We start from the raw sequence: 11,124 nt of genomic DNA, 5'->3' as shown, positions 1-11,124 counted from the left end.
ACGTTCGGTATCTCGAACAGTGTAGTGGACGGGAGGGAGTGCTCCGCAGCCGCCCGCTCGGGCGTGTCCGCGGAAGGTCAGCCGTGGTGGTCGGGGCGCGCCTGCCGCAGGCGCAGCAGCCACAGCTCGAGCTCGGAGAGCTGGCCGTCGAGGCTTTCGCTGCCGTACATGTCGGGGCTCACGCGCAGCGTGACGAGCTCCTGCCAACGCCGCTCCATCTCCTCGACCAGGTCGGCGACCGTGGGGGCGGCATCGGCGCTCTCGCGCGGTCGCGGTGTGGCGGCGGACTCCCGGGGCTGCACGATCGATCACCTTCCGTCGCGGTGCGGCTGCGTCCGGTGACGACGGTATGCCGAGCGGCCGCCGCGGCACACGGGAAAAAGTCCCGGACGCGCCGTGACCGCCCACCGCTCGGCCCCACCGTCCGGGCGAGAGCGGGCGGTCACTTCGAGTGATGAGCACCCTCGGCGAGCCGCAGCTGTGGTGGGATCGGACCAGGGACGAACCGAGCGCGAGGAAAGCGATGAGACGCGGACGCCGAGGACATCCGTGCGAGGTGGACACCTCGCGCATGGGGTTGTGGCGCTGCCCGGAGTGCGGACAGCAGTGGGAGGTGCACGGGGTGGCCGATCGGCCGCGGGTGCGCCGGGTCAGCCGCATCGGGTGGTTCCTGGCGCGGATGCTGAGCTGACCCGCCGCGCCCCGGCCGGAGCAGCGTTCCCGCGCCACCCGAACAAAAAGTCCTTATGTCAGGACCAAGTATTGACACGTGCCTCGTGCCCCGGAAACACTGGCCGCACCCGGGCGATGGGAGTCACACCCGGGAGCGTCCCAGGGAGGTAGGCATGAGCGAGCACGACGTGCGCATCGGACTCATCGGAGCCGGCCGGATGGGTGCCGACCACGCGCGGCGCATCCACGAACGCATCAGCGGGGCCCGGCTCGCCGTGGTCGGCGACCCCGATGCCGACCGGGCGCGCGCCGCCGCCGCGGACACCGGGGCGCGCGTGACCACCGACCCCAGCGACGTGATCACCTCCGCCGACGTGGACGCCGTGGTCATCGCCTCGCCGGGGCACGCGCACGAACCGCTGCTGCTCGCCGCGCTCGAGCACCGCATTCCCGTGCTCTGCGAAAAACCGCTCACCCCGGACGCCGAGTCGGCCCAGCGGATCGTCGCCGCCGAGGCCGACACCGGCCGGAGGCTGATCCAGCTCGGCTTCATGCGCCGGTTCGACGCGGAGTACGCCCACCTCAAGCAGGTGCTCCGCGACCGCGAGCTCGGCGAGGCGCTGCTGCTGCACTGCACGCATCGCAACGCGGCCACACCCCCCGAGTTCACCGACGAGATGATGATCTACGACTCGGTGGTGCACGAGGTCGACACCGTCCGCTGGCTGCTCGACTCCGAGATCAGCGCCATGTCCGTCCGCGCTCCGGGGCGCAGCACCCGCGCCGCCCCCGGCCTGACCGACCCGCAGCTGGTCACGATCGAAACCGTCGAGGGCGCGCTGGCCACCGTGGAGATCTTCGTCAACTGCCGCTTCGGCTACCAGGTGCGCTGCGAAGCCGTCTGCGAGGACGGCACCGCCCGCATCGGCGCCGAATCCGGGCTCGTCCGGCACACCCGCGACGGTTGGGGCGGATCGGTGCCGGCCGGTTTCCCCGAGCGGTTCGGGCAGGCCTTCGACCTGGAGGTCCAGCGCTGGGTCGAGGCCGCCCAGCACGGCGAGGTCGTCGAAGGCGCGGCCAGCACCTGGGACGGCTACGCCGCCGCGGCGGCCTGCGCCGCCGGCGTGCGCGCCCAGGCCAGCGGTGAACGCGTGCCCGTCTCCCTCGGTGAGATGCCCAAGCTCTACGCGGCCTGAGACTCCCCACCGCGCCCGCACCCCGGGGCGCTCGCCCCCGCCGTACCAGCACCACTGACGCGAGGTCCGCAATGAAGATCGCACTCGACCCGCACATGTTCCGCTTCACCCCGCTGCTGGAGTTGCCACGGCTCGTGGCCGAGCTCGGCTACGAGTGGATCGAGCTCTCCCCGCGCGACGACGTCCTGCCGTTCTTCGAGCACGCGCGCATCGACGACGCCACGCTGCGCGCCTTCCGCCGGGAGCTCGACGCGGCCGGCGTGGGGATTAGCTCCGTGCTGCCGCTGTACCGGTGGTCCGGCCCGGACGAGGACTCCCGCGAGGCCGCGGTGCGCTACTGGAAGCGCGCCATCGACATCACCAGCAAGCTCGGCGCCGACGTCATGGTCTCCGAGTTCAACGGCCGCCCCGAGGAGCCGGCCCGCAGCGAGGCCTGCTTCTGGCGGTCCATGGAAGAGCTGCTGCCGCTGTTCGAGCGCGAGGGCATCACGCTGCGCCTCGAACCGCACCCGGACGACTTCATCGAGGAGGGGCGCGCCGCGGTCGACCTCATCCGCGGCATCAACTCGCCCAACGTGGAGTTCCTCTACTGCACGCCGCACACGTTCCACATGGGCAACGACGCCCCGGGCATCATCGAGCACGCGGGGCCGCTGCTGACGCACGCGCACATCGCGGACACGTTCGACCACACCGCCTCCTCCGGCAAGCGCTACATCGTCAACCCGCCGTGGTCGACCGCCCGCATCCACCAGCACCTGGACATCGGCCAGGGCGAAGTGGACTGGGAGGAGTTCTTCCGCGCGCTGTCCGGCATCGGCTTCGACGGCACGCTGGTGGCGTGCGTGTTCGCCTGGGAGGAGCGCGCCCGCGAGTCCTCGCTGTACATGCGCGAGACGATCGGCGACTACGTGGCGAAGCACCTCTCGTGAACCGCTGCCCCGGGGTGCACTGTCCGCTGCGGACAGTGCACCCCGGGGCAGCGCATCCGCAGGACCTGTGATCCAGCAGACACCGGCAGGTCGGTACGGTACGTGGTGACAGATGACGGTATCGGTGACCGATTGGTGGTGCAGTTGAACACGCGCTGGCTTACGGAACCCGTCCGCGACGACGTGCGCGACCTCTGGCGGCTGCACGAGGTGCTCCACGAGGGGTCCACCCCCTACCAGCAGGTGCTCGTCGCCCGGACCCTGCTGGGGACCACCCTCTTCTGCGACGACAACCCGCAGAGCGCCGAGATCGGCCAGCTCGCCTTCCACGAGGCGGAGCTCGTGCCGGCGATGCTGCTGGCCGAGCGCCTCGACCGGGTGCTGGTGATCGGCTGCAGCGAGGGGACCGTCTCGCAGATCGCCGCCGAATCCGGTGCGCAGGTCGACCACGTCGACATCGACCCGGAGTGCGTGCGCATCTGCGCGGAACACCTGCCGTACGGGTTCACGCCCGAGGAGGTGCGCGCCGCCGAGGCCGGTGACGGCCCCGTCCGCCTGCACTACCAGGACGGCGCGGACTTCGTGCGCTCCGCTTCCCCCGGAGCGCGCTACGACGTGATCGTGCTCGACCTCCCGGAGGAGCAGGAAGAGCTGGACCTGCCGCACAACGCGCTCTACGAAGCGGACTTCCTGCGCGAGTGCCAGCGGTTGCTGGCGCCGGGAGGCGTGATCAGCACGCACGTCAGCCGCCCCTACCTGAGTCTGCCCACAGCGGACTCCGCTGCGAGCCTGGTGCGACCGTGGCAGCGCTTCGGCGAGGTCTTCGGCACCCGGGTGTACTTCCGCGCCGACGAACAGCCGTGGGGAGCCATCATGCTCGGCCGCGACGACGCGCTCACCGATCCGGTGGCGCGCATGCGGCGGCGGCTGGCCGAGCTGCGCTACCGGCCGCGGACGATGGACGACCCCGCCCTGTTCAGCGCCACGCACGTGCCCATGGTCCTGCGCACCTGACGCGCGGGCTCCGCCGCGGGGCGAGCGCTCGGGTGCACCGGCGCGGCCGCGTGCACCCGAATCCGAGGAATTTCCCGGTATTGCCGGTGTTCCCCCTCGGTCGCGGCAGTTTTGCCGGGCGCCTGCCGTCTTTCCCCGTTTCGTTGACCCCCCGCCCGCCCCCTCCCTAGAGTCGTCGCCTCGCGACGCGGAAATCCGCGCCGCACGGGAATTCTCAGCACCCCTCCCGCGCCTCCGCGGGAGGGGTCGACCGACTCGGGAGAAACATGCGCTCCACCGCGAAGATCGCCGCCATCAGCGCTGCCGTCGCCCCGCTGCTCGTCACGTTCGGCTCCGGCACGGCCAGCGCGCACGGTTACGTCTCCGACCCGCCCAGCCGGCAGGCGCAGTGCGCCGCCGGCGCGGTCGACTGCGGGAGCATCCAGTGGGAGCCGCAGAGCGTCGAGGGACCGAAGGGGCTGCGCAGCTGCAGCGGCGGCAACGAGCGGTTCGCCGAGCTCGACGACGACAGCAAGGACTGGCAGTCCACGCCGGTCGGCGAGACCGCCGAGTTCAACTGGTCGATCACCGCCGCGCACGCCACCAGCACCTGGGAGTACTACGTGGACGGCACCAAGGTCGCCGAGTTCGACGACGGCGGGGCCAAACCCGGCGACCACGTCTCGCACACCGTCGACCTCAGCGACCACCGGGGAGAGCGCACCGTGCTGGCGGTGTGGAACATCGCCGACACGAGCAACGCGTTCTACGCCTGCACCGACGTCGTCGTCGGCGCCGCGTGACCCGAACCGCCCGCCCGGACTGCGCCCGCCCGGCGGCGCGGCCGCTGCGGGCGCAGGCCGCGGCCGCGAACACGGCCGCATCAGCAGGCCTGCCCGCACTTGGCGCAGATCCTGCCCTCATCGCCCTGCAGCGGGATCGGCGCGTGCGCCCCTCCCTGCGGGCACTCCTCGGCGGCGGGCACCGGACCGCGCCCACCGGGCGCCTCCCACCGAGGATGCTCCGCCACCCCCGCGCGGGACGCCCGATCGAGCGTCCGCCGCCCCCGCGGGAGAGCACCACAACGACGCGCGCACGAGGACACCGCTGCCGGCAGCACGACCAAGATCATCCGGCTATCGTGCCGGACGCACCGTGAAATGTGATTCGGATCGCGATCATGCGCACATGCCCGCAACCTTTGCCGCGGGCACCGGCAGCGATCGGGAGAACCGCGAACGAGGCGGCCGAATCCGGTGGCGCCTCCTCACGCGCGGCGGCCGGGGACCGCTACTCGGACGGGTCCGCCCCCTGCTCGGCCACCGGGGGCTCCTGCTCGGCGACCTCCTCGACGATCTCCTCGTCCTCCTCCTCGGCACCGAGCACGGCGGGGGCCGCCGTTTCGTCGACCTCGAACATGTCCCGACTCGCGTACACCATCGCCAGCTGCTCGCTCTCAGGTCCCACGCACAACAACGGATGGGGCAAGCTCGCACGTGCGTTCTGATCCGGTCAAGTTCGCGACACAGCGGACTTTCGCGCCATGTCGGAATCGGCGGTGACCGCCGGAGCGGCGGCACCGCACCTGCCGCACAGGTCCGATGTGGATGGGAGGAGCGCATCTCACCCGACGGCCCCGAAGGACAGGCCGAGCGCGTAGGTGATCCCGGCGGCCCCGAACCCGATCGCCAACTGCCGCAGCGCGCGCGTGACCGGTGAGGCACCGGAGATCACCCCCACGCAGGCACCGGTGCCCAGCAGCGCGATACCGACGAGCACGACCGCGCTGAGCACCGCGGGCCACCCCGCGGCCCCGACGGCGAAGGGCAGCACCGGGACGAACGCCCCGCAGGCGAACGTGCCGAAGCTGGTGACGGCGGCGCGCACGCCGGTGCCGACGACCTCGTGCCCGTCGTCCTGGGCGATGTCGGCGGGCGAGGCCGCGCCGGAACCGCCGGTCAGCACCGCGTCCGCCTTGCGCTGCGCCGCTTCGCCGTCCATGCCGCGGGCGCGGTAGACGAGGGCGAGCTCGTTGGTGTCGACGTCGAGGTGCGGCACGGCGGAACGGGCCTGCGCGTCCGGCGCGGTGGCCGCGAGCAGTTCGCGCTGCGAGCGCACCGACACGAACTCCCCCGCCGCCATGGACAACGCCCCGGCCAGCAGCCCCGACAACCCGGTCAGCAGCACCGTGTCCGCGGCCAGCCCCCCGCCGACGACGCCGAGCACCAGCGCGAGGTTGCTGACCAGGCCGTCGTTGGCGCCGAAGATCGCGGCGCGGAACGCGCCGGAGAGGCGTTCACGCCCGCGCGCCGCGAGCGCCCGCACGACCTCCTCGTGGACGCGCTCGTCCGCGGCGATCTCCGGTGCGGCCTCCTCGGCGGCACCGCGGGAGGCGCGCTTCTCGGCGCGCTGCGCCAGGGCGAGGACGACCACGAAGCCGAACACCCGTGCCAGCTGCGCGAGCACGCGCATGCGCAGCGCGGCGCGCGGCTCCGGTGCGGCCTTCGCCCCGAGCAGCTCGCGCCAGTGGGCGGCGTGGCGCTCCTCCGCCTCGGCCAGCCCGAGCAGCACGTCGCGTTCGCTGCCGCTGCTGCGGGCGGCGAGCTGCCGGTAGACGGCGGCTTCGGCGCGCTCATAGCCGAGTCGGCGCCGCCAGCGGCGCAGTGTCCGCGGGCCGGCGGCGTGCGGGGAAGGCTCGGGCACGGGCCCAGAGTGGCAGCGCCCGGGCGGGCGGACCAGCGCGGGCGCGGCGCGTCGACCAGCGGCAACCGACGGAGTCGAACCGTGCGCGGCGTGTGACGGCGGCGCCCAATATCCGGCTGTGACCCTTCGGCCCAGCGGCGGTTGCCGCGGGGTGCAACGCGCGGCGCCGGGGGCGTATTCCACCTCCGGCACCACGCCGTTCCCCGGCCGCGCCAGCCGGACGCGTCAGCCGGACGCGGCCTGGCCGACCACCCGCTGGCCGTGCACGCCTTCGGCGATCTCCTCGACCACCTTCGCGTCGAAGGCGGCGAGGTCGTCCGGCGTGCGGCTGGTGACCAGCCCGCGGTCGGTGACCACTTCGCGGTCCACCCAGGTGGCCCCGGCATTGCGCAGGTCGGTGGCCAGGCTGGGGTACGAGGTCACCTCGCGGCCGCGCACGACATCGGCCTCGACGAGCATCCACGGCGCGTGGCAGATCGCCGCGACCGGCTTGCCCTGTTCGAACAGGGTGCGCAGGAACGACACGGCGGAGTGATCGCGCCGCAGCGCGTCCGGGTTGGCCACGCCGCCCGGGAGCACGAGCCCGTCGTAGCGGTCGGGATCGGCCTCGGAGACCACGGTGTCCACGGCGAACAGGTCGGCCTTGTCCAGGTGGTGGAAGGCCTGCGCGGTGCCGGAGCGGGTGGACAGCAGCTCCGTGGCGGCACCGGCTTCCCGCACCGCGTTCCACGGCGTGGTCAGCTCCACCTGTTCGATTCCTTCGGTGGCGACGAGGAACGCCACGCGCTTTCCTTCCAGCGTCGTTGCCACTGCTCCTCCTTGCGCGCTCGGATCGCGCGGGCGCACCTGCCGCGCCCGCGGAGGTCCGTGCTGGAGGTTCCCGCTGCTGCGGCAGCGGCAAACGTGCCCGCGGTGCGGGAGCGGACGCGGATCACTCCGGGAACGCCGGGGGGCGCTTGTCCACGAACGCCTGCATGGACTCGCGTCCCTCGGGGGTCTGCGAGGAGGCGGCCATGGCCTCCAGCGCGATCGCGTAGGCGTCCTCCTCCGGCCGGTCGAGCTGGGCGTAGAGCACCTGCTTGCCGAGCGCGGTGCTGCGCCGGCTCCCGCGGGTGGCGCGGGCGAGCAGCTCGTCGACCGCGTCGTCGAGCGCGTCATCGGCGACGACGCGGTTGACCAGCCCCCAGTCGGCGGCGGTGGCGGCGTCGATCGCGTCGCCGGTCAGGGCCATCTCCATCAGCCGCTTGCGGCCGATGTTGCGCGCCACCGGCACGGCCGGGGTGTGGCAGAACCAGCCGCCCTTGCCGCCCGGCAGCGCGAACCCGGCCGACTCGCCGGCCACGGCCAGGTCGCAGGAGGCGACGAGCTGGCACCCGGCGGCCACCGCCAGCCCGTGCACGCGGGCCACCACCACCTGCGGGACGGACTGGACGGTGCGCATCAGCTCGGTGCACGAGCGCAACATCTCGCGGGTCTCCTGGTGGTCCCGCTCGGCCAGGTCGGCGAAGTCGTGCCCGGAGCTGAACACCGGCCCCGCACCGGCCAGCACGATGCCCGCGGCCTTGGTCTCGCCCGCCTGCTGGAACGCTGCGCGCAGTTCGGCGAGGTGCTCGCCGGTCAGCGAGTTGCGGCGCTGCGGCCGGTCCATGGTGATGCGGACCGCGGGGTCGGTGTGCTCGACCCGGATGTGCTGCCACGACGTGCTGCTCATGTTCGTCGCCTCCGGTGGATGCGTGTGGTGGACCGCACGTGCCACGGCAAGCCTCGCACATCGCCCGCGGCCGTTGAAGGAACGCGACGGCGGGCGGAACGTCCGGCGTGCCGCGTTCGACGCGTTCGGGCGCGCCGTGCCCGCCGGTCGCCACCGCACCTCCGGGGCGGCCGGGTAGGCTCGCACGCGCATCTCGGTCTGATCGCCGCTGACTCGGAGGGTTGATCCGGTGGACCGCAAGGGTGTTGTGGTGATCGTCGTCCTCGCCGTGCTCGTCGTCGGCTTCCTTGTGGTGCGCGACCCGGTCAACGCCGCCGGGGTGGTGCGCAACGGGTGGGAAGCCCTGCTGAGCCTGGTCCGCACCATCGGCTCCGCGCTGGTGACCTTCTTCCAGCACCTCGCTCAGGAGTGAGGCCCGCCGGGCGGGGAGGTCGACGTGCGGCGCCGCACGCGCGTGCGGCGCGCCGCTGCCGGTTCCGGCAGCGGCGCGCCGCGTGATCACCTGCAGGGGTGTCCCGGACCGCCCGCTACTGGAGCTGCGCGGCCGCCTTCCCCGCCGGCTGCAGCGCGAAGTCGTAGCCGGCGGTGCGCCCGGGGCGAACGGCGACCCGGTCGGCCAGCGGGCGCATGCCCTGGGCGGCGACCACGACGGTGACGTGCTGGTCCGGCAGGTCGTGCACCTCGTAGGTGCCGTCGGCGTCGCTGGTGACGCGGGCGAGCTGCGCCCCGCTGCTGTCGGTGACGGTGACGACGGCGCCGGGCACCGCCGTCGCCGCGGTGTCGCGGACCGTGCCGGCCAGCGTGCGGTGGTGCGCGGGCCGCGGGGGCACCACCGACGGGTCGGCGACCGCCTCCGAGGGCTCCTCCTCGTGCTCGTAGGTCCCGCCGGTGTCCACGGCCTCGGGGTCCTCGGCCTTCTTGCGGTGCTGCCACCACTGGGTGCCGGACACGAGCGCGACGCCGATCGCGCACCACGCGACGAGTCCCCAGACCGCGGGGGCGGCACCGGAGCCGCCGAAGTAGAAGATGCCCCGCATCGCGTCCACCGCCTGGCCCAGCGGCAGGAGGTTGTGCAGGAACTGGAAGAACTCCGGCACGAGCTCCTTCGGGATCGCGCCGCTGGAGGACGGGATGCTCAGCAGCACGAACAGGCCGATGGCCACCGCGGGGATGAATTGCTTGACCAGGGGGACGAGTCCGAAGGCGGTCCACCCGATGGCCTGCGTGAGCATGAACGCGATCGGGATGAACGTCAGCGGCTGGTTCGGGATGACGTTGGTGCTGACCGCGAAGACGTAGGCGGCCACCGCGGCGAAGATCCCGACGCCGACGATGGACAGGAGCTTCTGCCGGGTGCCGACCTCGGCCCGCAGCAGCATCATCACGGTGATGTACGGCGGGATGTTCAGCGCCATCAGGCAGTAGAACAGGCCCGTGCCCATCACGTCGCCCGCTGCCGTCGGCGCGAGGTCGGTGAGCTGCAGCTGCTGCCCGGTCGCTGCGGCCACGGGGCTGAAGATCTTCTGGGTGAACTGCATCAGCGCCTGGCCGTTGGCCTTGCCGTAGAACAGCTGCCCGTCGGCCGGGTCGTAGGCCGCGACCACGTCCCGGTCCTGCACCGCTTGCCGGGCGTCCTGCTCGGAGGGCACCGCGCTGACGTCCACCCCGTCGGGCATCTTCTGGTCCAGCTGCACCTCCAGCTGGGCCGCCGCCTGGTCACCGACGACCGCCACCGGCATGTGGTGCGGCGACGGGGCGTGGAACGGCAGCAGGTAGAACACCAGGAACCCGAGGATGAAGAACAGCGGGAACCACAGTGCCGAGGTCAGCGCTCGCGCCGTGCGCACCCACTGGCGCGACTCTTCCGCAGCCAACAAGCCTCCTGATCTGTGGAACGGATCTGCGTGCAACGACCGGTCGCCCCGAGCTGCGCTGCTCGCGGGCTGCGCGTGAGCTCCGGCGATGCGGGACGGGGCGGACATGCGCCAGGGCGGCAGCAGTGCCGCGCTGCCGGTGACCGCGTCCCCACCGATGGTGGGCGCACGTCGCCGGACCCCCCGTGCTCCTTGCTTAGTCAGACTAACTGATTTCTGCAGTCGATGCAAAAATGCAGGAACGCACGGATGCCGGGTCCGCACCCGCGGGAGGCGGGCTCTACCATCCGGCGCAACGGCCCCGCACGTCGCACGCAGCACCGCCGGAGCAGTCGGAGGGATGGCCATGTCACACCCCGCAGGCGCGTCACCCGGGGGGCTGCGCGAGCGCAAGAAGCGCGCCACCCGGGAAGCCCTCCGGCAGGCCGCGATCGGCCTGTTCCGCGATCACGGCCCGGAGTCGGTCACCGTCGACGACATCTGCGCGCGAGCCGACGTCTCCCCGCGGACCTTCTTCAACTACTTCGCGGCCAAGGAGGAGGTCCTCGTCCCGTGGGACGACGACATCCTCGCCTGCGTCGCCGACCGCATCCCCGCCGCCCCGGCCGAGCAGGAACCGCTGACCGTGCTGCACACCGTGCTGGCCGAGGCCGTGGACAGCGCGATGGCCGGGCCGACCTGGCGCGACCAGACACGCGTGCTGCGCGAGCACCCGGAGCTGCTCCCCCGCGTGATCACCTCCTCCCGCGCGCTCGAAGCGACCGTCATCGACGGCCTGGCGCACCGGCTCGGGCGCGACCGGACGGACCCCTACGTGAACCTCACCGGCGGGGTGGCCATGACGGCTCTGCGCACCGCGGTGCAGTGCCAGGGCCAGAGCGACTCCGAGCGCGGCGCGCGCGACTACCTCGACGAGCTCTTCGAGCACCTCCACCGGGGACTGCGCCCGCCGTCCTGACCCCGCCCGCGGACGCGCCGGCAACCGCGCGTCCGGGAGCGAGCGCCCCGACCGCCGCGCGGTCGTGAACGTCCACACGGGACGC

At 72.7% G+C, this 11,124-nt stretch carries 13 protein-coding genes; 7 read left to right on the top strand and 6 right to left on the bottom strand.

Translation table 11 applies throughout. The features are described from left to right. Positions 1 to 77 precede the first annotated feature (77 nt). A complete protein-coding gene (locus ACVGV0_RS09220; RefSeq protein WP_459159455.1) occupies positions 78 to 302 on the bottom strand; it encodes a hypothetical protein in 225 nt (74 codons plus the stop codon). Positions 303 to 523: 221 nt separating this feature from the next. Here ACVGV0_RS09220 and ACVGV0_RS09215 point away from each other — a divergent pair, with 221 nt between their 5' ends. The 5 genes from ACVGV0_RS09215 (at position 524) to ACVGV0_RS09195 (ending at position 4,596) form a co-directional block, all read left to right on the top strand. Next, positions 524 to 691 (top strand): hypothetical protein, encoded by a 168-nt coding sequence (locus ACVGV0_RS09215; RefSeq protein ID WP_459159454.1) that lies wholly within the window; start codon positions 524 to 526, stop codon positions 689 to 691. Positions 692 to 845: 154 nt separating this feature from the next. After that, positions 846 to 1,868 (top strand): Gfo/Idh/MocA family protein, encoded by a 1,023-nt coding sequence (locus ACVGV0_RS09210; RefSeq protein ID WP_459159453.1) that lies wholly within the window; start codon positions 846 to 848, stop codon positions 1,866 to 1,868. Positions 1,869 to 1,939: 71 nt separating this feature from the next. Next, entirely contained in the window at positions 1,940 to 2,800 is an 861-nt protein-coding gene (locus ACVGV0_RS09205; protein ID WP_459159452.1) for a sugar phosphate isomerase/epimerase family protein, read from the top strand. Between the two features lie 105 nt (positions 2,801 to 2,905). Then, positions 2,906 to 3,814: a spermidine synthase gene (locus ACVGV0_RS09200; RefSeq protein ID WP_459159451.1), complete on the top strand. Its 909-nt coding sequence runs from the start codon at positions 2,906 to 2,908 to the stop codon at positions 3,812 to 3,814. A gap of 266 nt (positions 3,815 to 4,080) precedes the next feature. Then, positions 4,081 to 4,596 carry a lytic polysaccharide monooxygenase auxiliary activity family 9 protein gene (locus ACVGV0_RS09195; protein ID WP_459159450.1) on the top strand — a complete coding sequence of 172 codons (516 nt, stop codon included), beginning with the start codon at positions 4,081 to 4,083 and terminating at the stop codon, positions 4,594 to 4,596. A 487-nt stretch (positions 4,597 to 5,083) separates the two neighbouring features. On the opposite strand, the gene ACVGV0_RS09190 is transcribed toward ACVGV0_RS09195, so the two are convergent. The 4 genes from ACVGV0_RS09190 to ACVGV0_RS09175 all read right to left on the bottom strand — a co-directional run bounded on the left by ACVGV0_RS09190 (position 5,084) and on the right by ACVGV0_RS09175 (position 8,207). Further along, the gene (locus tag ACVGV0_RS09190) at positions 5,084 to 5,260 is read right to left on the bottom strand and encodes a hypothetical protein (RefSeq protein WP_459159449.1); all 177 of its coding nucleotides are present in this window, start codon (positions 5,258 to 5,260) and stop codon (positions 5,084 to 5,086) included. Positions 5,261 to 5,416: 156 nt separating this feature from the next. Continuing rightward, positions 5,417 to 6,496: a VIT1/CCC1 transporter family protein gene (locus tag ACVGV0_RS09185; protein ID WP_459159448.1), complete on the bottom strand. Its 1,080-nt coding sequence runs from the start codon at positions 6,494 to 6,496 to the stop codon at positions 5,417 to 5,419. A 225-nt stretch (positions 6,497 to 6,721) separates the two neighbouring features. After that, positions 6,722 to 7,306, bottom strand: coding sequence for a type 1 glutamine amidotransferase domain-containing protein (locus ACVGV0_RS09180; RefSeq protein WP_459159447.1), 585 nt, complete (start codon positions 7,304 to 7,306; stop codon positions 6,722 to 6,724). A 121-nt stretch (positions 7,307 to 7,427) separates the two neighbouring features. Beyond that, positions 7,428 to 8,207 (bottom strand): enoyl-CoA hydratase-related protein, encoded by a 780-nt coding sequence (locus ACVGV0_RS09175; protein ID WP_459159446.1) that lies wholly within the window; start codon positions 8,205 to 8,207, stop codon positions 7,428 to 7,430. A gap of 229 nt (positions 8,208 to 8,436) precedes the next feature. Here ACVGV0_RS09175 and ACVGV0_RS09170 point away from each other — a divergent pair, with 229 nt between their 5' ends. Then, positions 8,437 to 8,619: a hypothetical protein gene (locus ACVGV0_RS09170; RefSeq protein WP_459159445.1), complete on the top strand. Its 183-nt coding sequence runs from the start codon at positions 8,437 to 8,439 to the stop codon at positions 8,617 to 8,619. A gap of 115 nt (positions 8,620 to 8,734) precedes the next feature. Here the strand turns inward: ACVGV0_RS09170 and ACVGV0_RS09165 are convergent, their stop codons facing one another. Further along, positions 8,735 to 10,081: a carboxypeptidase regulatory-like domain-containing protein gene (locus ACVGV0_RS09165; protein ID WP_459159444.1), complete on the bottom strand. Its 1,347-nt coding sequence runs from the start codon at positions 10,079 to 10,081 to the stop codon at positions 8,735 to 8,737. A 346-nt stretch (positions 10,082 to 10,427) separates the two neighbouring features. Here ACVGV0_RS09165 and ACVGV0_RS09160 point away from each other — a divergent pair, with 346 nt between their 5' ends. After that, positions 10,428 to 11,039, top strand: coding sequence for a TetR/AcrR family transcriptional regulator (locus tag ACVGV0_RS09160; RefSeq protein ID WP_459159443.1), 612 nt, complete (start codon positions 10,428 to 10,430; stop codon positions 11,037 to 11,039). The last annotated feature ends 85 nt before the right edge of the window (positions 11,040 to 11,124 follow it).

It is taken from the genome of Salinifilum ghardaiensis (assembly GCF_054491345.1).
Note: the sequence above shows the minus strand (reverse complement) of the source record. Positions and strands in the feature narration are given on the sequence as shown.